General features: G+C 63.1%; 16 protein-coding genes. 6 read left to right on the top strand and 10 right to left on the bottom strand.

Annotation, left to right across the window (positions count from 1 at the left end; translation table 11 throughout):
- Nucleotides 1-1,073: 1,073 nt before the first annotated feature.
- The 5 genes from JMV54_RS10380 to JMV54_RS10360 all read right to left on the bottom strand — a co-directional run bounded on the left by JMV54_RS10380 (nucleotide 1,074) and on the right by JMV54_RS10360 (nucleotide 4,711).
- Nucleotides 1,074-1,841, bottom strand: coding sequence for a hypothetical protein (locus JMV54_RS10380; RefSeq protein ID WP_201518849.1), 768 nt, complete (start codon nucleotides 1,839-1,841; stop codon nucleotides 1,074-1,076).
- Between the two features lie 6 nt (nucleotides 1,842-1,847).
- Nucleotides 1,848-2,894, bottom strand: a complete 1,047-nt coding sequence (locus tag JMV54_RS10375; RefSeq protein WP_201518848.1) for a UDP-N-acetylmuramate dehydrogenase — start codon at nucleotides 2,892-2,894, stop codon at nucleotides 1,848-1,850.
- Complete coding sequence (locus JMV54_RS10370) at nucleotides 2,891-3,319, bottom strand: MaoC/PaaZ C-terminal domain-containing protein (protein ID WP_201518847.1); 429 nt, start codon at nucleotides 3,317-3,319, stop codon at nucleotides 2,891-2,893. Before JMV54_RS10370 ends, JMV54_RS10375 begins: the two co-directional genes overlap by 4 nt.
- Entirely contained in the window at nucleotides 3,316-3,762 is a 447-nt protein-coding gene (locus JMV54_RS10365) for an FAS1-like dehydratase domain-containing protein (protein WP_201518846.1), read from the bottom strand. Before JMV54_RS10365 ends, JMV54_RS10370 begins: the two co-directional genes overlap by 4 nt.
- A 61-nt stretch (nucleotides 3,763-3,823) precedes the next feature.
- Nucleotides 3,824-4,711 (bottom strand): class II glutamine amidotransferase, encoded by an 888-nt coding sequence (locus tag JMV54_RS10360; protein WP_201518845.1) that lies wholly within the window; start codon nucleotides 4,709-4,711, stop codon nucleotides 3,824-3,826.
- A gap of 186 nt (nucleotides 4,712-4,897) precedes the next feature.
- Between JMV54_RS10360 and JMV54_RS10355 the strand changes: the two genes are divergently transcribed.
- Both JMV54_RS10355 and JMV54_RS10350 read left to right on the top strand, forming a co-directional pair.
- A complete protein-coding gene (locus JMV54_RS10355; RefSeq protein ID WP_201518844.1) occupies nucleotides 4,898-5,068 on the top strand; it encodes a hypothetical protein in 171 nt (56 codons plus the stop codon).
- A complete protein-coding gene (locus tag JMV54_RS10350; RefSeq protein ID WP_201518843.1) occupies nucleotides 5,065-5,730 on the top strand; it encodes an HAD-IA family hydrolase in 666 nt (221 codons plus the stop codon). The genes JMV54_RS10355 and JMV54_RS10350 overlap by 4 nt, the downstream gene beginning before the upstream one ends.
- Here JMV54_RS10350 and JMV54_RS10345 read toward each other — a convergent pair.
- On the bottom strand, nucleotides 5,727-7,223 hold the full coding sequence (locus JMV54_RS10345; RefSeq protein ID WP_201518842.1) for an aminotransferase class I/II-fold pyridoxal phosphate-dependent enzyme: 1,497 nt from the start codon (nucleotides 7,221-7,223) through the stop codon (nucleotides 5,727-5,729). The two genes, JMV54_RS10350 and JMV54_RS10345, sit on opposite strands and share 4 nt — an antisense overlap.
- Nucleotides 7,224-7,291: 68 nt before the next feature.
- On the opposite strand from JMV54_RS10345, the gene JMV54_RS10340 reads away from it, so the two are divergent.
- Nucleotides 7,292-8,236 (top strand): LysR family transcriptional regulator, encoded by a 945-nt coding sequence (locus tag JMV54_RS10340; protein ID WP_201518841.1) that lies wholly within the window; start codon nucleotides 7,292-7,294, stop codon nucleotides 8,234-8,236.
- Between the two features lie 152 nt (nucleotides 8,237-8,388).
- Here JMV54_RS10340 and JMV54_RS10335 read toward each other — a convergent pair whose 3' ends face one another.
- Both JMV54_RS10335 and JMV54_RS10850 read right to left on the bottom strand, forming a co-directional pair.
- On the bottom strand, nucleotides 8,389-9,762 hold the full coding sequence (locus JMV54_RS10335) for an NAD-dependent succinate-semialdehyde dehydrogenase (protein WP_201518840.1): 1,374 nt from the start codon (nucleotides 9,760-9,762) through the stop codon (nucleotides 8,389-8,391).
- A gap of 273 nt (nucleotides 9,763-10,035) precedes the next feature.
- The gene (locus JMV54_RS10850; RefSeq protein WP_201518850.1) at nucleotides 10,036-10,158 is read right to left on the bottom strand and encodes an LPXTG cell wall anchor domain-containing protein; all 123 of its coding nucleotides are present in this window, start codon (nucleotides 10,156-10,158) and stop codon (nucleotides 10,036-10,038) included.
- Between the two features lie 688 nt (nucleotides 10,159-10,846).
- Between JMV54_RS10850 and JMV54_RS10325 the strand changes: the two genes are divergently transcribed.
- Both JMV54_RS10325 and JMV54_RS10320 read left to right on the top strand, forming a co-directional pair.
- Entirely contained in the window at nucleotides 10,847-12,391 is a 1,545-nt protein-coding gene (locus JMV54_RS10325; protein ID WP_201518839.1) for a protein adenylyltransferase SelO, read from the top strand.
- Between the two features lie 36 nt (nucleotides 12,392-12,427).
- On the top strand, nucleotides 12,428-13,657 hold the full coding sequence (locus JMV54_RS10320) for an MFS transporter (RefSeq protein WP_201518838.1): 1,230 nt from the start codon (nucleotides 12,428-12,430) through the stop codon (nucleotides 13,655-13,657).
- Nucleotides 13,658-13,744: 87 nt separating this feature from the next.
- On the opposite strand, the gene JMV54_RS10315 is transcribed toward JMV54_RS10320, so the two are convergent.
- Nucleotides 13,745-15,013, bottom strand: coding sequence for an ATP-binding protein (locus tag JMV54_RS10315; RefSeq protein WP_201518837.1), 1,269 nt, complete (start codon nucleotides 15,011-15,013; stop codon nucleotides 13,745-13,747).
- Nucleotides 15,014-15,525: 512 nt separating this feature from the next.
- On the bottom strand, nucleotides 15,526-17,580 hold the full coding sequence (locus tag JMV54_RS10310; protein ID WP_201518836.1) for a purple acid phosphatase family protein: 2,055 nt from the start codon (nucleotides 17,578-17,580) through the stop codon (nucleotides 15,526-15,528).
- A gap of 329 nt (nucleotides 17,581-17,909) precedes the next feature.
- On the opposite strand from JMV54_RS10310, the gene JMV54_RS10305 reads away from it, so the two are divergent.
- A complete protein-coding gene (locus JMV54_RS10305) occupies nucleotides 17,910-19,310 on the top strand; it encodes a replication initiator (protein ID WP_201518835.1) in 1,401 nt (466 codons plus the stop codon).
- Nucleotides 19,311-19,384 lie beyond the last annotated feature (74 nt).

The following is a 19,384-nucleotide window of genomic DNA, read 5'->3' as shown; positions in this document are numbered from 1 at the left end:
ATCCGTACCTCTGCACCCGCACCTCTGCACCCCCACCTTTGCACGCTGCCAACGTTCAAAGACACCGCAACCACTGAAGGACACCGCCATGCCGGTGTACCCGAACGCCCGCGGTGTACCCGAACAAGCGGCCGCCGCCCCCCCTGCCCCTCCCTATGGGAAATGGCACCGCAACTCACAAATGGCACCGGCATACAGGTGCCACTAGCCGAACGCGGTGCCACTTCGTGGCAGAACTGCGCGAAATGGCACCGCTAGCGCTGCCGAGCGCGTGGTGCGCCCACACCGCTGGCGTGCACACCCCCACTCCACGCCCATTTGTGTGGGTTCACGTCATTTGTGTGTGGCAGAACACGTACAAATGACGCGAACACACACACAGATCCAACTCGTGAGCGGGTGAACGGGGGCGGCGGGACGTAGGGCGGGCGTAGCCACGTCAGCTGTGGGGAAGCGCCGCGCGCGCAAGGCCGCATCTGGCACCGCGCACCCCCACGCTGCGCTCAAAGACACCGCAATGACTGAGGTACACCGCCATAGCGGTGTACCCGAGCACCCGCGGTGTACCCGAACAAGCGGGGAGCAAGAGCGCAGCACGGCGGCACGCCCCGCCTCCTCTCACCGCACACGTCCACCTCTGCACGCCCATTTGTGTGGGCTCGCGTCATTTGTGTGTGGCACAGCACGTACAAATGACGCGAACCCACACAGATCCGGCTCGTGAGCGGGTGAACGGCGGCGCGGGGCGAGAGGCGCGGAGCGAAGCGAACGAGCGGGCGCGGAGCGAAGCGAACGAGCGGGCGTGGAGCGAAGCGAAGCGGGCGCGGCGTGGGTGGGGGGCGAAGCGAAGCGGAGCGAAGCGAAGCGGGCGAGGCGCGGAGCGAAGCGGGCGTGGCGTGGGTGGGCGCGGAGCGAAGCGGGCGTGGCGCGGAGCGAAGCGGGCGTGGCGCGGAGCGAAGCGGGCGCGGCGTGGGTGGGCGCGGAGCGAAGCGGGCGCGAAGCGAACGAGCGCGTGGCTACGTGAAGCGCGGCGCGGACCGGCACGCCCACAGCGCCCACCGCTCATCCGCGCGCTACGGGATCGTGAAGCTCGTTTCGCGCAGCAGCCGCTGCAGCTCAGCGTTAGCCGCCACCGCACCCTCGCCACCCTCGGACCACAGCACAATATGGATGCGGGTGCCCGAGTGCGGCATCAACCGCTCGTACATCACGATCTCGCCACCATCACACCCAACCGCCCGCTGCCCCAGCAATTCAAGCTTGGTGCCGTCGCGACCCTGCAGCACGTACACCTCCGGCTCACCAACATTTTGCAGCTGGCTTAAACACTCATCACCGATGCGCAACAGCTGTGTCTCAGTGAGCGACTCATCCGACTGCGCCGAGGTGTAAAGGCCCGTCTGCCACAGCTCAAACCGCGCCGCATATCCCGGGTCATTCAGCGTCAGCTGCCCCGGACGGTTCAGAATTTCCTGTTTCGACCAGCCCCGCGACTGCGGCTCCACCACCGTGAGCCCCTGCGTGAACTGCGCGTTCATCGTGATCGGCACCAGGGTTCCCGGCTGCACCGGTTCGGGGGTCGTAGTCGGTAGCGGTGTACGGGTATCGGTGCTGTCAGTTTCGTCACCGAAGTGCAGCGGCGTCCCGGTGGGAGCAGCCGCGGGCTGCGCCACTCGCCCACCGGTCACCACCGCGGCAATACCCAGCCCCACCACGGTCAGCGCGGCAACAACCGTCAGGATGAGCAGACCCACCGGCCGCCGCAACCGCACCACCCGCTGCGCATCCTGCGCTTCCGGTGGATACACCGGCGCCGGCGGCTGGAAGTCGTAGTCGCGCACCCGTCACTACACCTCAAGACCAATGAGGTTCGGTTCGGGAACCAGCAGCACCCCAAACTCCTGCATCACCCGGGCCCGCACGAAGCGCGCGAGCTCAGCAATCTGTTCGGCGGTTGCCCCGTCGTGATTCGTAATGGCGAGCGTGTGCTTCGACGAAATCGCCGCCCCCGAACCCGGTAGCGCAAACCCCCGCTTCACCCCCGCGTGGTCGATCAGCCAGGCGGCCGAAAGTTTCACGAGCGGCCGGCCATCTTCATCCGCACCCGCATCAAATTGCGGCGCATCCTCCGGCAAGTCCACCACAAATTCGCGATGCACCACCGGGTTTACAAAAAACGAGCCGCTCGAGCGCGTGTCCGGGTCGCCGGGATCAAGCACCATGCCCTTGCTCGCACGCAGCCGCAGCACCGCATCCCGCTGCTGCGCTACCGGCACCCGGTCACCCAGCTCAACCCCGAGCGCTTTTGCGAGCTGCGCGTATCGAACCGCGGCACCCGCCGCATCCCCCACCCGCTGCAAACGCAACACCACACGCAACACCAGGGCGCGCAACTCGCCCCGCTTCAGCGCCGAAGTGCGATAACCGAGCCCGAGCTCGCTCGCGTCCACCCAGCGAATCTCACCGGTTTCAGCCTCAACCACCTCGATGCGCTCCAGCACATCGGCAAGCTCCTGCCCATAGGCACCAATGTTCTGCACCGGTGCGGCACCCACCGTGCCGGGGATGCCCGCGAGCGCCTCGATGCCGCTGAGTCCGTCGGCAACGGTGCAATCAACAAGTTCGCTCCACGACTCACCCGCTTCGGCGGTTACCAACACCCCGTCGCCAGCATCCGCTACTTCAATGCCCGAAGTGCAAATGTGCAGCACCTCACCGTCGAATCCGCTGTCGGACACGATCGTGTTCGACCCGCCGCCAATCACGAGGAATGGTTCGTCCGCCTCGACCAGGCGCCGATATTCGGCCGCGAGCGCATCCCGGTTGGCCGGCGCCACGAGTTGCGCGGCCGCATCCGACACCCGTGTGGTGGTGAGTTCGGCAAAGGTGGTCATGCAGCAAACCTCACGCGCACCTGTGATTTTCCGAGCACCTTCACGCCATCGCAGCTGACTTCAAGATCGATGCGACCAATACCGTCCTCGTCGGCGAGCTGGGCAACCTTCGCGATTACATGTACGTCGGCGCCAGTCACCGGATCGACCACGACCGGTTTTGTGAACCGCACCTGGTAGTCGACAACGCGGCCAGGGTCGCCGAGCTCGGCAATAAGCGGCTGAATCGCGGCGCCCATGGTGAGCATCCCGTGGGCCAGCACTCCCGGCAGCCCAACCTCAGCGGCAATATCGTCGCGGTAGTGGATGGGGTTGAAGTCGCCGGATGCGCCCGCGTAGCGCACGAGCGAATCGCGCGTGAAGTGCAGGGTCTGCTCGGCGACAGTATCGCCGATGGTCGCGGTGGTGAGATCGATACCGGTCATTTGCTGCCTCCCACTACGAGCGTCGCGGCACCGGTGAGCACGGTTTCGCCATGCTGATCGGTCACCGTGGTGGTCGCTGAAATCATGCCGTTGGCGCCGAGGGCGCGCACATTTGTCACCTCGAGCTCGACCGTGAGCTCGTCACCGGCGACGATCTGTCGCGTAAAGGTGAATCGTTCGTCGCCGTGCACGATGTTTTTGAGTTCGAAGTCGACAAGCTCGTCGGCGAGCATGAGCTGCATCGCGCGGTCTTGCAGCACTGCCGAGTAGGTTGTTGGCGCAACCACATCCGCGTAGCCTGCCGCGCGTGCTGCGGCAACATCAAAGTGGATGGGGCTGGTGGCGAATACGGCGCGGGCAAATTCGCGTACGTGTTCACGACCAACCTGATAGGGCTCATTGAGCCGGTAGCGTCGACCGGCCAGATCAGGATTCACACTCACGCATCCCACCCTAACGAGTGCCGGCGCGCAAGCTGCTGAATCTTGGGATGCAATCGGGATGCTACCGGCGGGCGAGTTCGAAGATCGTGCGGTCGTTGAGCGCGGCCCGTTCGTTGCGCGAGGCGCTTTCGCGGCCACCGAAGAGTTTGCGCTGCGAGAGTTCGAGGGTGTTCAGGTCGATGCGGGTGATGGTGTCGTCGGGGATGCGGGTCCAGCCGGCCAGGTCGATACCCGTGGATGAGAACACTGTTGTGCCGTCGGCCAGCTGCAGCATGGCGAGTTTGTAGTAGTCGTGGGCGTGGTCGGCTGGCAGCAGCGTCGGGTCGATTCCGCAGGCGCGGAACGACTCGTCGGTGACCATCGCGGTTGAGTTGGCGTGCACCACGAGCAGCTCGTCTTCGGTGAGCAGCACCGCGTTGAGGCTCGCAGTCGGGAACTTCGCGCGGAGTTCTCGCACCGCACGGATCAAGCCGTCGGCCACGGTGCCGTCACTTTCGGCGATCATGCGCCGCACGAATGCAAAATAGCGTTCTGAGTCGGTGCTGCCCTCGATGCCCTGCTGCCACGGCTCGGGAAGAAGTTCGTCGAATCCTTCGACCGGGGTGATGGAGCCGTTGTGGGCGAAGGCAATACCGTCGGCAACAAACGGATGTGTGTTGGTTTTTGTGCGTTTGTGTGCGTCGGTTGCGAGCCGCAGGTGCACCAGGCGCGCGTAGGAGGGAACCGACAGCAGTGCCGAGTTGAGCATCGGGTCGTGCTGGCCGGGTGTCGATACCCGCACCGATTCCACCTCGGGCACGGTTTCGCCCGGCCCGGCGGCAAGCCAAGCGCTCCCCCAGCCGTCGTTGTGGATCGTGGTCATCTGCTGGAAGGCTTCGGCGTTACTCACACCAATCATCTCGCCCACCGTGGTTTCGACGGGGGCGGCGTAGGCAAAGAGTCGACACATTGTTTTTCCTTCGGGCGCGGATGCGCGGTGCCCCAATTGTTGCATTGAACGGGTTTATGGGCGGGGATGCGGGCAACTTGGGGTCACAAATCGGCGCTCCGTTCTGTGCGTCGTTCTGTGCCCCGTGCAGATCTGACCCGCGCTCACCGAGACGCTGCCGCGTATTAGTGCAAGGATGGAAGCGCTATGGCAAATGAAATGTGGTGGTCGCTTTTGGCTGCGGCCGAAACGGATACCCCGGCTCACGGCGCCAGCGTCGGCGACACCGTGATGTGGTGGGTTGGCGGGATTATCGTGGCCGTGTTTTTTGGCGCGATTGTGCTGCGCACCCTGCGTCGAAACCGGTTAAGGAAGTGACCGAGACGGTGCTGGTACGCGGCGTGCTGCTGGATATGGATGGCACGCTGGTTGATTCCACGCCTCTGGTTGAGGCGATCTGGGGCGAGTTTGCTGCCGCACATGATCTGGATGCGCGGGAGATTTTGAGCTATTCGCACGGCTTGCCAACGATTTCAACTGTGCGACGGGCAATGCCGGATGCGGATGCGGCCACTCAGCAGCACTGGTGTGACTGGGTTGAGGACGAGGGGCTGCGCCGCACCGAGGGCATTGTCGAGGTGCCGGGTGCCGCCGCGTTCATCCGCCGCGCCCAGCAGCTGGGGCTGCCGATGGCGATCGTGACCTCGGCGCCGCTGGAGCTGGCGCGGCGCCGGTTCGCAATTGCCGGGGTGCCGATGCCCGAGCCACGGGTGACGATAGAGTCAGTCGAGCGGGGCAAACCGCATCCCGAACCATTTTTGCGCGGGGCTGCCGCGCTGGGGCTTCCCGCATCTGAGCTGCTGGCGTTTGAGGATGGGGCCGCGGGCCTGGCTTCAGCTACCGCCGCCGGGGCGGAGTGCGTTGTGGTGGGTGATTTTGCCGGAAACGAGGCTCGCGGGCTGCCGCGCATCACACACTGGGATCAGGTGCGCGTGCGGACAACCCGCGATCCGGGGCGCTTTTCGGTTGCGTTCGATTAGTCGCGCACAACCATCATGGTTTGCACGGCCGAGTCAGCCGCCCCGCGCACGTAGCCGCCGCGCACGGCGGCCGATGCCTGCAGGAAGTCAACCACTTCAGCGGTGATCTCTTCACCCGGCAGCACGTTCGGGATGCCCGGCGGGTAAGCCGCGAGCGATGCTGCCGAGACGCGGCCGATTGCCTCGTGTGCCGGCACGATTTCAGCCTCCGCGAAGTATGCCTCGCGCGGCAGGCTGTGAATCGGGCCGGTTGGCGGCAGCTGTGGCAGTGACACCGCGAAGCGTTCGCCGTCCGGCACGGTCATTTCATCAAGTGCCTTAATAACCGGCTCAATCGACGGCGACTTGCCGAAGCCGATCACCAGCACGATGGTCGAAGCGGTCGCCATTTCAACGTAAATACCGTACTTATTGGCGAGCTGGTTGCGCACCGCGTGGCCGTCGAGGCCGGTTGCGCGCACGTCGATGGGGATGCGCAGCGGATCTTGGCCGACGATGTCGTCATAGCGGTCAAAGCTGTCTGACACCACCGGGTAGCGTCCGTCGGCACGCAGGAGTTCGCGGGCGCGAGCGGCGTTGGCGATCGACTCTTCATAGTGGTCGCCGCCGTTCACGAGGTCGCGGCGGGCCAGGTCGAGCGAGGCGAGCAGCAGCGATGATTCGCTCGTGGATGCGGTCATGGCGTGGGCGCGCGCGACGATCGGCTCGAGGCGGTCGGCAAATTCGCCGTGTCCCAGGTGCAGCATGGCCGACTGGGTGAGCGAGTTGGTGAGTTTGTGGGTCGACATGATCGACAGGTCGGCCCCCTGGCGCAGCGGCGATTCGGCCAGCTCCGGGTGGAAGCCGAAGTGTGCACCCCAGGCGCAGTCGACGATGAGCGCCGCGCCGCGGGCGTGTACGACCTCGGCGATGGCGGGAATGTCGGCGACGGCACCAAAGTAGCTGGGCGAGACGACATATACGGCGGTGGGGTTGCCGGGGTGTGCATCCATTGCCGCTGCCACCGATTCGGCGGTGACGCCGTGGGCGATACCGAGCTCGGTGTCGATAGTGGGCTGCACATAGGTGGGGTTGAGGCCGGCCAAGATGACACCGTCAACGAAGCTCGAGTGCGCGCTGCGCTGCATCACGATGTCGGGGCCGAGCGAGCGAATGGCCAGGGCCGCGGTGCGGTTACCCTGTGTCGATCCGTTGGTGAGGAACCAGGTGCGCCGGGCGCCCCAGGCTTCGGCGGCAAGCTCCATGGCCTGTGTGCGGGGCGAGTTTTCACCCAGGTCGATACCGTCGATCATCGGGGGCACGTCGAGTTCGACCGCGCGGTCACCGAAGTATTCGGCGAGTGATGAACCGGCGCCGTCACTGGTGGCACCGTGTCCGGGGACGTAGAACGAGAGAGTCGAGGCCTTGGCGAGCCGGTTGAGGGCTCGCGCGTAGGGGGCGCCTTCAGTTACGGCTTCGTCGCCGCCAGGCACCGATGAAAATGCAAGCGTCATAACGGTTACGTTATTCACTGAGCTTGGCATTGAGAATGGCATCATCGGCAAGTAGCCTCATAGTCGCTATGGAACTTAATGAGAAGTCACCGGATGCGCTGCTCGATTTGCGGGGGATGCTGGCCCTGGCAGCCGTGGCCGAGTTTGGTTCGGTGGCCGCAGCCGCGTCTCGGCTCGGTTGGTCACACCCCACCGCCGACCACCACCTGCGTCGACTCGAGGCGAGCCTCGGTGGCAAACTGCTTGAACGCCACCCGCGCGGCTCCAAGCTCACCGAATTTGGTCTGATCGTCGCGCAGCAGGCACGGCGAACACTGACGCTCAACACTGAAACTCGCGAACTGGCCACCAGCTGGCTCGAGCACCGCGCCCAGCGCGTGCGACTCGGGGTCTTCCCCACTGCCGCTGGGCTCATTCCGGCCGCAGTGCAGCTCGCTACTGAAGCGGGAATCGATCTGGTGGTCTCACTTGATGAGACCGTTTCGCTGCGCGCGGGGCTTGAAGCCGGCGACCTCGATATCGCCGTGCTATTTACCGCGGGGCCGCGCACCAGCAATCGCAACAGTGCTTACACGCTGCGATTGTTGCGCAGCGAGCCGATGCTCTTGGCCACCCCCAGCAATCATCCGCACGCGAATAACACCGCAGTGCAGCTGAGTGATTTTGCTGCCGACCGCTGGGCGGTTGGTGCATCCGATCACGACCCGGTGGATAGCGAGATCGCTCGCCGCTGCGAAATGGCGGGCTTTTCGCAGCGGGTCGGGATGCGCTCGGATGATTATCGGGTGATTTTGCAGCTGGTTGCCGAGGGGCTTTTTGTGGCTGCGGTACCGGCATCGGTGGTGGCTGCGGATGATCCTCGGCTGCGCCTGCTGCCGTTCACTGAGCCGCTGCTGCACCGTGACACGGTGATTGCCACCGGCCGCCGTGACCCGGCCATTGCCGCGGTGATTTCAGCCCTGCGCCAGGCAGCCGGTGAGGTGTTCCGCGCCGAGCACCTGCCGGCCGAATAGTCGCACACCGACCACACGCGAACTGGCGGGACCAGCCGTGAAGTGTCGGCACGGACCGTGAGGTGTCGACACAAACGCCGGTGGGCACCGACCGAAGTCGATGCCCACCGTGTCGACAGCTGCGTCAGTGAGAACGCGAGCGGTTCGCGTCGTTACTCGGCTGCGCCAGTGCGGTCCGCGTAGCGGAACAGCTTCTTGTTGGCGAACTCGAGAATACCCACGCGACCCATCTCGCGGCCGTAACCCGACTTCTTCACGCCACCGAACGGCACGTCGGGACCTTCGAGGCCGGCACCGCCGATGAAGACCATGCCCACGTCGAGCTGGTTACCAACCTGCTCAGCGCGCTCGAGGTCGTCGCAGATGATGATCGAGCCGAGACCGTACTGCGACGAGTTGGCCAGTTCGATTGCTTCTTCGTCGCTCGAAACCTTGTAGAGCTGGGCCACGGGGCCGAACAGCTCCTGGCTGTAGACGTCCATGTCGGGGGTGACGCCGCCGATGACAGTCGGGGTGTAGACGTTGCCCTCGGGCTCGTTGTTACCAACGAGGATCTCAGCACCCTGCTCAACAGCGCGACCGACCTGCTCGGTCAGAGTCTTGGTGGCACCATCCGACGAGAGCGGACCGAAGTCGCCCTTCTCGTACGACTGGCCACCGATAGCGGCGAGGAACTTCTCGGCGAACTCGTCGTAGTACTTGTCCATGACAACGATGCGCTTCGAGCCGTTGCAAGCCTGACCGGTGTTCTCCATGCGGCCGCCGACCGCGTGTTCGACGGCGTAGTCGATGTCATCGGTATCAAGCACGAGGAAGACGTCCGAACCACCGAGCTCGAGCACGCACTTCTTGAGTGCGCGACCGGCCTGCTCAGCCACGATCGCACCGGCACGCTCCGAACCGGTGAGCGAGACGCCCTGCACGCGGTCGTCAGCGATCATGGTTGCGAGCTGGTCGTGGTCGGCGAAGACGTTGACGTAGGCACCCTCGGGGAAGCCGGCGTCGAGGAAGATCTGCTGCAGCGCGAGTGCCGACTCGGGGCACTGGCTGGCGTGCTTGAGGATCACGGTGTTACCGAGGATGAGGTTCGGCACCGCGAAGCGAGCGACCTGGTAGTAGGGGTAGTTCCACGGCATGATGCCGAGGATCACACCGAGGCCCTGGTAGCGGAAGAACGACTTGAGGCCGTCTTCAACCTCGAGCGGCTCGTCAGCGAGCCATTCTTCAGCGTTCTTTGCGAACGCTTCGGTGATGGCACCCGAGAACTCTGCCTCGCCGACCGACTGGTCGAGCGGCTTGCCCATCTCACGGTTGATGATGGCGCCGAGTTCTTCCTTGCGCTCTTCGAACAGTTCTGCGGCGCGCTGAGCGAGCTTGGCACGCTCGGCGACGGTGGTCTTACGCGACCAGTTCTGGTAGGCCGACTGGGCGCTCGCGAGCGCAGCCTCGATCTCCTGGTTGGTTGCGCTGGGGTACTCCTTGACCGTCTCACCGGTCGCGGGGTTGATGACTGCGAAATTGGCCATTTCTACTTGTCTCCTTGTTTCTTCGTTGAATCGGACTCGAAATGAAACCCGTTTATTACTTCCCGTGGGCAGTCTACGGGCCCGTTCCTGGGGATTCAAGACAACCTGATACCGCGGGCGACTTGCCCAGAGTCGCACGCTTGCTGGGCACGACACCCGGGCCATCGTACTGTTACTCCGAATGTGTATTCGCACAGAAGTTGCCTCGGGTGGATGAACACCAACGGCCCCGAATGCCCGCTGACATCCGAGGCCGTTCGTGAAGGATTCGCGCTAGGCGCGGCTGCGACGCAGCAGCATCGCGCCGCCGAGGGCAGCGAGTCCAGCGGCTGCCGCGAGCGGCACCAGACCGGCGGCACCGGTCTGCGGAAGCCGCTTACCACCTGCGTTGCAGATGCGGCCGGGGTGGGGGCAGCGTTGGCGGTTGCCGTCGGGGTTGCGTCGACCCTTGGCGACTCGGCCTGCGCCTCAGCGGCCGGAGCCTCATCAGCAGGCCCGGTTGCCGGAGGCTCACCCTCGGGGTCGTCACCCTCTGGGTCCTCGCCCTGGGAGCCACCGAATTCGACAACGGGAACAGCAGGCGCCGAGATCAGTTCACTCCCTGCTCCGAACAGCTGGAAACGCAACTCGAGCGCAGTGGTGCGGCCGTTTTCGAGCTCCGGAGGAGTGAGCAGCCGGAAGAATCGGCAGGTGGCCTTGTCGCCGGGCTCAAGCGGAAAGAGTGAGTGCGGCCAGACCGGTGCACACCAAACGGGGTACAGAAATATACTACTTTTCGTAGAGTTATTCATTCATTTATTGCTGATAATGAGAATCTCTCCGTACGGAATGCAGCGCCGATCGGCCGCAAAATTACCCCGGGATGCAGACTTGAGATCAAATCCAAGAAGCACTACCTCCGGCACGCTCATGCCCGCTGGATCACGAAACCCGCGCGTCAAAATCGGCGTGACGCTCCGTCTCGAACTTGCCAATAGCCGACATGACAGCCAGCGCCAGCGCGGCAGCGCATCCCCACTGACGCGTTCATCAGCCCCGCGTCCTACCCTTGCGGCAACGCACCAATCCCCTACCCCGGATCTCCATGCTGCCGATATCACTCACGCACCAATTCGCCGACCGCCTCCCCGAACTCGCGCACCCCTGGCGAGCTGAACCTTGCCCATCAGCCCAGCTCGTGGTGCTCAACGAATCACTCGCCACCGATCTCGGCCTCGACTCCGATGAACTCGCGGCAGAATCAGGCGTTGATCTCCTCTCGGGCGCGAAACTTCCCGCGTCTGCGCGACCGGTGGCGCAGGCCTACTCTGGCCACCAGTTCGGCGGATTTTCACCACTATTGGGAGATGGCCGGGCGCTGCTACTCGGCGAACTGGAAACCGTGCAGGGTCTCGTCGATGTGCATCTCAAAGGATCGGGCGCCACCCCATTTGCGCGCGGTGGCGCCGACGGCAGGGCAACACTTGGCCCCATGCTGCGCGAACTCATCGTCAGTGAGGCAATGCACGCGCTCGGCGTCCCCACCACGCGTTCGCTCGCGGTACTCACCACGGGCCGCCCGGTGTTTCGGCACGGCCGCGAACCCGGCGCGATCCTCGTGCGCACTGCGGCGAGCCACCTGCGTGTGGGCTCATTCCAATACGCAGCACTGCGCGGCGATGAAGCGCTGTTGCAGCGGCTCGCCGACTACGCCATCGAACGCCACTACCCCGAGCTTGCCGATACCGATCAGCCCTATCTCGGCCTGTTGCGTTCAGTGATTTCGGCACAGGCGCACACGGTGGCGCAGTGGATGCTCGTGGGCTTCATTCATGGCGTCATGAACACCGACAATATGACCATCAGCGGCGAGACCATCGACTACGGCCCCTGCGCGTTCCTGGATGTTTACGACCCGGCCACGGTGTTCAGTTCGATCGACAGCGAGAGCCGCTACGCCTTTGGCCAGCAACCAGTCATGGCCGAGTGGAATCTGACTCGGTTCGCCGAGACTCTCCTACCGCTGCTCGATGACGACCCGAACCGGGCAGTCGATCTCGCAAAGTCTGCGCTCGAGGGGTTTGCCGGGCAGTACGAGCAGCGGTTCATGCGCGGTATGTACGCGAAACTCGGCCTCGCCCGCACGCCAGCCGAGGACTGCGATGAGGTTCGCGGAACATTTTCCAATCAGGATGCAGTATCTGCGTCCTGGAGCCAAAATCTTCCGCTGAACTCACTCGTTCACGATTTGCTCGACCTCATGCAGCGCCGCAAGCTCGATTTCACCGGCACATTCCGGGCACTCACCGCGGCAGCCGATGACGAACTCGAGCCGCTGCGAGCACAGCTCGCCACCAGCAATAACGCCAATGGCGAATGCCGCACCGGCGAGTTCGACGCATGGCTCGAACGGTGGCGCGCACAACGGCCGGATGCATCCGTAATGCGTCGCGCCAATCCGGTGGTGATCCCCCGCAACCACGCGGTGGAGCAGGCACTGCGCGAAGCGAACGCCGGCGATACCGCCGAACTCTTTGCCCTGCTCGAAGCCGTGACCGACCCGTTCACTGAACGCACCGATCGCGCGCGGTTCGCGCAACCCGCACCCGCCGACTTCACCCGATACTTCCAAACCTTCTGCGGCACCTGACGACACGCTCGCCGCAATTCGCCTTAGGCTCGTGCCATGTCACCGTCGCCGCCCTCTACTAGCCCCCTTCGTTGGATTGTCGTTGTTATTGCCGGCGTCGTTGCCGCGATGCACATCTGGAAGCTTCCCGGCGCGTTGGAGGGAATTCGCGCAGAGCTGGGGATTTCGCTCGTGCTTGCCGGCCCCCTGCTCGGCGTGGTGCAGGTGGCTTCGATGCTGCTGGGGCTGGCGGCGTCGCTCATGGCTGAGGTCATTGGGCTGCGGCGCACGCTGCTGCTCGGCCTAGTGTTGCTTGCAATCGGGTCAGCGGCGGGCGCCGGCGCAACGACTTTCGAGCTGCTGATGCTGAGCCGCGCGCTTGAGGGAGTTGGTTTTCTGCTGGCGACAGTGGTGGCCCCGGCGCTCATCCGTCACAATTGCAATGCGCTTACGGCCAATACGGCGCTGGGCTGGTGGGGTGCGTTTCAGGGGATCGCCGCATTCATCGCGGTCTTGGCGTCAACCCTGCTGCTGACCGCTGTGAGCTGGCAGGTGTGGTGGCTCATCATGGCCGCTCTCACGGCGGTGATGGTGCCGATCGTGCTGTTTTTCGTACCGGCCGATCCGCCCAGCGTTCACGGTGGTGCGCAGCGTAATGCGCTGCGTTCAGCGTTTGGTCGCATCGTGCAGACGGTGCGAACGCTGCCGCCGTGGGGCCTCTCACTGGTTTTCGGTTGCTACACGCTGCAGTGGGGCGCTGTGATCGGCTTCCTCCCCACGATCTTTTCCGCTGTCGGCGTCGACAAGCTGGTGGCTGGTGCGGCGACTGCGATCGTGGCCGGATCGAACGGTGCCGGCAGTGTGCTCACCGGCATTCTGTTGCGACGCGGCGCACCAATGAGACCCCTGGTGGTTGGTGCGCTAGCAACAATGGCGGTCACCACCACACTGTTCTTTGCCGTCGATTGGCAAGCCATCACTGGTGGGCTGATTTGGCAGATTGTCTTGGCCACGTTGTTCTCGTTCTGTGGCGCCGCGATTCCGGCCAGCATCACCCGGCTGGCTGTGGATGTTGCCCCAGCGGGTGGCTCCGCCGCAGCGGTTCTCGGGCTGATGCAACACGTTTACAACGCGGCCAATTTTGTCGGGCCAATTCTGTTTGCGGCCGTCGCGGTAGCCGTGGGGAGTTGGCAGAGTTCGTGGCTGATCACCGTGGCGGCGTCGCTGCTGGGCGCGTTGATCGCTGCGTTGACGATCCGCGGCTCAGTGATCGATTCGGTGCGGTAGGGAGTCGCGCGCACCCACTGCTGGAGCGGCGTCAAGTCGACGCTGGTCAGGGCAAGACGGATGCGCAGCCTGGCGCATCTATACCGGCTAGATGCGAGCCAACGTGCGGATGTCTTCTGCAAACTCGGCTGCAACTTCGGCCGACACTGTGGTGCGGGTCTGCGAAATTGCCGCGAGATAATCATCGAGTGTCGGCCCGGCGTCGTCGCCACCAGCCACCGCGCGTTCAAACGCGGTTTGGGATGCGCTGCGCGCCGCAAACTCAATATCTGCCGGTGAGAAACCGTCGCTCGCCGCGACGAGCGCCGCGAAATCGAGTTCGCCGGCGAGCTGCGGCACAAACGCCCGCCAAATCGCCAGCCGCGCATCCGCGTCCGGCAACCCGATCGGCACCACATAATCGAACCGGCCATGCCGCAGGAACGCCGGGTCGAGAGCACGGATGAAGTTGGTGGCGCAGATGAGCAGGCGTCCGGGCCGCTCACGGAACGCTGGAATCACCTTCAGCAGTTCATTCGTCACACCCTGCATCGGCGACGGCGGCTCGCCACCGCGCTTCACGGCGATTTCTTCGACCTCGTCGATGAACACCACCGCGTGATCGAGGTCGTCAATCTTCTCGAAGGTTTCACGCAGCTCACCGGCAAGACCGAGCGGGGAGGAGGCGAGACGCGAAGGGAATACCTCCACAAACGGCCATTCAAGACGGGATGCAATTGCCTTAGCGAACGTCGTCTTACCGGTGCCAGGAGGACCAAACAGCACAATCGACCGCGGCGGCACCACCCCGAACTCCTCGGCTCGCTCTGGCTGCGCCAATGGCAACACCAGCCGGTTCTCGAGCAGATCCTTTTCGCGCTGCATCCCGCCGATCTTGCCCCACCGGTCATGCGGCAGCAGCCTGCCACCGAGTTCACGCAGCCGGAGAATCTCATCCTGTCGCACCGGAATCTCCCGCTCGAAATAGCGCAGGTGACGCTGGTCGGCATAGCCCGCCTTGCTGAGGGCCGCGACATGCTCTTCACCGTCCGGCACGAGAATCGACATGCGCTGGATGCCTTCCGGCGCCAGTCGCTGCTCAAGCGCCGCGAGCATCCCCCGGCTGATGCCCTGCTGACGCCAGTCATCGTCGACAGCGAGGAACACGATCCAGGCTTGGTCGTGAGCCGCACGCGCAACTGCGACACCCACCACCTGGTCGCCGACCGTTGCGACCACCGCGGTATCGACACGAGCGGATGCGAGCACCTCGTTGAGTGAGTAGACCGGGGTTACGTCACGCTCATACTGCTGCCACAGGCGCAGCACACCGTCGAGGTCGGTCGCTTGCAGGTCACGTACTCGCCACTGAGTCATGAGGATGCCTTTCCTGGCCGGGATTCTCAGCCTAGGGCACGGCCAATGATGTTGATGATGCGACGGGACACAGAGGCTCAAGTACGGTAGATGCGTTTCGGCACTGAGCCGTGTGTGGCTTCGGTATCGCCAGTGTCGCGCCCGCCGTTCGGAAGCATCGACAGCTACCAACAAGCTCGACCGTCATGCTGCTCATCGCCTAGATCGGCTTGTTTTTCATCATGGTCTTCCCCAATTATGCGATTCTGGTTGGTGCGCCACTAATCGGCTTGCTCATTTTGTGCAGCACGCTGGCGGCCATCCTCCATCGACCCGACGCGAACATCGCACCTGGGCAGCACACTGCACAACCAGCCGCTACTGACGCAAACGGTTGATTTTCCGAGGCAGACAAGCTGCCGAAACACCAACCGCGAGGTCTTGGCAGCAGCCACCCGCAAGACTCGTGAAACGATTTGTGGGGGCACCTAGGTAGGCATGCCCCCACAAGACCACAGCTTTCAGATGCTTCGCTACGCCTTCGATCCGCGTCGTCGAGCAAATGTCGCAGTGAGCGTACCTACGATCAGCAGTAGCACTGCGTATCCAGCAAGCGGAGTAAGTTCTTGCGCACCGGTATTTGCCAAGGCGTTATCGCCATTAGCTTCTGCAGAAGTCTTCTTGCCGCTGCCGGGCGCCGGGCTAGCGGCTGTGTCATCCTCTGCGGTTGGAGACGGTTTCACCGTTGCTTCGTCGTCAGTACCACCGTCGGAGCCACCTTCCGATGCAGGCAGGATCGTAACGGTGCGCTCGGTCGACACCTCCCAGGCGGTTCCCTTCGCGATGGTGAGAGTCACGGTCTGCTCAACGCCAGTCTTACTCTCGTCGATTGCGCCTTCAACCTCAATCGGGAACTTCTCTGCATCACAAACCGTGTAGTCAAGGTCAGTGGTTAGGTCGAGCGTCTCGAGCTTGTCTTGCGAAACAGTGATGGGGCTCGGGTTCTGTTCCAGGGTTGGCCGCGCGTTCGGGACGTTTACGCGCACTTCGTCGACGACGGAGTTGGCTTCGTGTTTGTCGTTTGCTTCTGCACGGAACGTGCGGTAGGTGACAGAGCAGTTATCGATGCCGATTACCGAGTAGTTGCGCACGAACTCCTGGTTGTTCACCGCAAGGAACGGGTGCTTTGGTTGGACTAGGTCGTAGTATTTCGAGCCCGATGCCGAGTTCGCCACCAGCGAGACCAGCTGGTTGTCTTCGAGGAAGACTTCCCGCGGCGCATCCTCGTAGCTACCGAGGTCGACAATCTTGCCAGTGGAGCCGTCCCACGACTTGGTGACGTGGTTGTACGTCCCCGGGTTGTAGTCCTCAAGGACGTGCGACCGAGCATAGGAGTGGTCGTGCCCGGTAAGAATAATGCTGATGTTGTGCTTTTGGAGCAGGGGCGTGAACGTGCTCCGCACTCGCTCAGTCGTCGGGCTCGTGGAGTGAGTGGTACCGGTCGAATACAAAGGACGGTGGAACACCGCAACGTGGTGACGGTACTTGTCCCCCTGCTCCTCAAGCACCTTGGTGAGCCACGCATCGTGCAGGTCGCGATGCTTTTCAGGGTCGTTGAACTCGGTGTTCAGGTGGAGGAAGAGCACGTTATTCTGCACCCACCAGTGGTTCCACGTTTCGGGATCGAAGTTTGGGATGTTGTAGTGCTGCTGGTAGGTGTCACGACCGCCGTCATAGTAATCGTGATTACCCAGTGTCGGCGCACTTTGCAGTGTCTGCAGCGCCTCCGGGTAGCTGTAGCCGAGGTATTCCTTTTCGGTCTGGTTCCATGAGCTATTGGGAGTGCTCTTGCGATCTGATTCAACCTGGTCGCCAGCCGAAACAATCGTGCGAACCTCGGGGAATGTTTCGGTTGCCAGCTTGAGTGTCTCGTTCCAGCCCCAAGTGTCCGCCTGGTAGCTGCGCTCCATGGGGTTGTGCCCCTTGTGCCCAGATTCGGCACCGATCTGTGGGTCGCCAATGAAGAAGAAACTCCACTCATCCGTTTGCTTCTCGGTGGTGAAGTTCCACTGGCCAAGCCAGATGTCGCCGTTGCCAATGCGGTAGGTGTATGCGGTGTCGGCCTCGAGACCGGCGAACTCGACCTTATTGCTGTAAGCCTCGAACCCTCGCGAATTCGTCTGGCCCGCCAGTTCAGAACGAATACCGTTGTCTCGATCGAATCGGATTGCGCCCTCAGCGGGGAAGCTGCCATCGACGAGTTGATCCGTGGCGATGAGTTCTACCACGGGAGCACCTGAGTGCGCGGCGTCGGTGAACCAAACGAGGTTGCGGCTGCTGCTGTCAGTGCCAGCACCGAGAATCACGTTGGTGAGCGTGGTCTCGTTGGCCAGGGTGTGTTTGATGCCGTCGAGCGACTCGTCTCGTTCAACTGTGCCACGCAATGAATCACCTGTCGTGGCGAATGCAGGTTGGACGTTGAAAGAAAGTGGAAGTACGAAGGAGAGCGCGAGCGTGAGGGCAAGCGCACGCCGTGGCCGATGGAAGATCTGCGCAGACGCATCCGTGTTCTGAACGGTTGATGACATACTTAGCCTTTCATCTGGGAAACGAAACGTGCTATCCATCAGCACGTTTCTCGACCAAAGAACAACGGAGCATCTGACTCGTAAAGTATGAGTGAATTGAGCGTAAAGCTCTGGTGACGGTAGCTCTCGATCACAATGAGCTTCCGGAGAAACACCTCAGCACGAAGAACAAGACCCCGACCTACCTGATGTTCAGGAAGTCGGGGTTGTACTTGGCCTGGTAGCAGGAGCGGGGCTCGAACCCGCGACCTCACGATTATGAGTTTTGACAGCAAACTCTCAGCTTCAAACTCAGAGCCAACCATGCACTCGCCGCAGAGGTGAAAAGCATGACCCCCACCACTGTGTTCAACCGCGACGCGCTGGTCTCCGCTGCCCTGACCACCGTCCGCGGCACCTGCCTTCACCCCGCCAGCGTCTACGACGAAACCGGCAACCTCATTGCCGTCGTCAAATGCGCAAGCTCCAACGCTCGACGCTGCCCGCACTGCGCCGACCTCTACTCCGGCGATGTGCGACAAATCCTTTACGACGGCATCGCACCCGACCGTCTCGACCCACTCCCCGACCCACAGCCACCGCACGAATTCTGGTTCCTCACCCTCACCGGCCCCAGCTTCGGGAAAGTACACCGCGGATGCCACGAAAAAGGCACCGCCGACACCCACCACCACCGCACCCCCTGCGCCTGCGGCACCATCCACTGCATCGCCACCCCCGAAGGCCAAGCCTGGGCAGGACTCCCCCTCGACCTCGAAACCTACGACTACGCCGGAATGCTGCGGTTCAACCGAGGCATCGGCCGGCTGTGGAACGCAACCAAACAGAAACTCCGCTACTACTTCCCGACTCTCGAATACGCCGTACTTCGAGAATGGCAAGCCCGCGGCACCCTGCACCTCCACATCATGCTCCGCATGCCCGCATTCACCACCCCCTCCGAACGATTCACGTTCGAAGCCACCGTGCGGCAAATCATCCGAACCACCACAAGCACCTACTGGGTACGCTCCCTCGACCCCACCCGGCAAGCCACCAACGCAATACAAACCGCCCCCACCCGCACCGAAGCCAAAGAAATCGCCGCCAAACTCGGCCTACTCACCCCCACCCTCAAACGTCGCTACGACGTGCACCGCTCAGACGACAAACTCACGTACTACGTCAGTGAAACCGACGACACCATCACCTGGGGCACCCAATCCGACCTGCAACAGATCGGTACGAACACTGCCGCCAACCTCGCCGACAACCCCGACGATGACCAACTAGCCGCCGCCATCAACTACGCGATGAAAGCAGTCAAATACTCGGCAAAATCCCTCGGCTCCGCTGCCCTCAAAGCATCCGACGAAATCAGCAGCAAAGTAGCCCGCCTCCGCCGAGAATACGACCGCCGCATGAAAGCCGCAGCCGAAACACTCCAATGCTGCCGCGACTGCATCGGTAGCGACAAATGCACCCGGGTACGTCACCGAAACTACTTCGCATCCGCCCGGCCAGCCACGTTCTCACGGCCACGAGAAAAGTTCATCACCACCGGCACCACCGAAACCCGCATCACATACCCCGGCTGGTCATTCCACGGCCTCACCCGCGTCTACCTCAAAGAACAACGCCGCTATTACATGGAACAACTCGGCCTAATCGACCTACCCCCAGCCGCCCCCGAACCCGAACGAGGTTGCGGCTGCTGCTGTCAGTGCCAGCACCGAGAATCACGTTGGTGAGCGTGGTCTCGTTGGCCAGGGTGTGTTTGATGCCGTCGAGCGACTCGTCTCGTTCAACTGTGCCACGCAATGAA

Origin of the sequence: Gulosibacter hominis (genome assembly GCF_904842695.1) — a bacterium.
GTDB lineage: Bacteria > Actinomycetota > Actinomycetes > Actinomycetales > Microbacteriaceae > Gulosibacter > Gulosibacter hominis.
This window is presented reverse-complemented; position numbering and strand designations above follow the sequence as displayed.

Bases quoted from the DNA above. Each gene is read 5' to 3' on its own strand.
- JMV54_RS10375 (WP_201518848.1), bottom strand. From the start codon at position 2,894: ATGACCACCTTTGCCGAACTCACCACCACACGGGTGTCGGATGCGGCC.
- JMV54_RS10370 (WP_201518847.1), bottom strand. From the start codon at position 3,319: ATGACCGGTATCGATCTCACCACCGCGACCATCGGCGATACTGTCGCC.
- JMV54_RS10360 (WP_201518845.1), bottom strand. From the start codon at position 4,711: ATGTGTCGACTCTTTGCCTACGCCGCCCCCGTCGAAACCACGGTGGGC.
- JMV54_RS10355 (WP_201518844.1), top strand. From the start codon at position 4,898: ATGGCAAATGAAATGTGGTGGTCGCTTTTGGCTGCGGCCGAAACGGAT.
- JMV54_RS10345 (WP_201518842.1), bottom strand. From the start codon at position 7,223: ATGACGCTTGCATTTTCATCGGTGCCTGGCGGCGACGAAGCCGTAACT.
- JMV54_RS10340 (WP_201518841.1), top strand. From the start codon at position 7,292: ATGGAACTTAATGAGAAGTCACCGGATGCGCTGCTCGATTTGCGGGGG.
- JMV54_RS10335 (WP_201518840.1), bottom strand. From the start codon at position 9,762: ATGGCCAATTTCGCAGTCATCAACCCCGCGACCGGTGAGACGGTCAAG.
- JMV54_RS10325 (WP_201518839.1), top strand. From the start codon at position 10,847: ATGCTGCCGATATCACTCACGCACCAATTCGCCGACCGCCTCCCCGAA.
- JMV54_RS10320 (WP_201518838.1), top strand. From the start codon at position 12,428: ATGTCACCGTCGCCGCCCTCTACTAGCCCCCTTCGTTGGATTGTCGTT.
- JMV54_RS10315 (WP_201518837.1), bottom strand. From the start codon at position 15,013: ATGACTCAGTGGCGAGTACGTGACCTGCAAGCGACCGACCTCGACGGT.
- JMV54_RS10310 (WP_201518836.1), bottom strand. From the start codon at position 17,580: ATGTCATCAACCGTTCAGAACACGGATGCGTCTGCGCAGATCTTCCAT.
- JMV54_RS10305 (WP_201518835.1), top strand. From the start codon at position 17,910: ATGACCCCCACCACTGTGTTCAACCGCGACGCGCTGGTCTCCGCTGCC.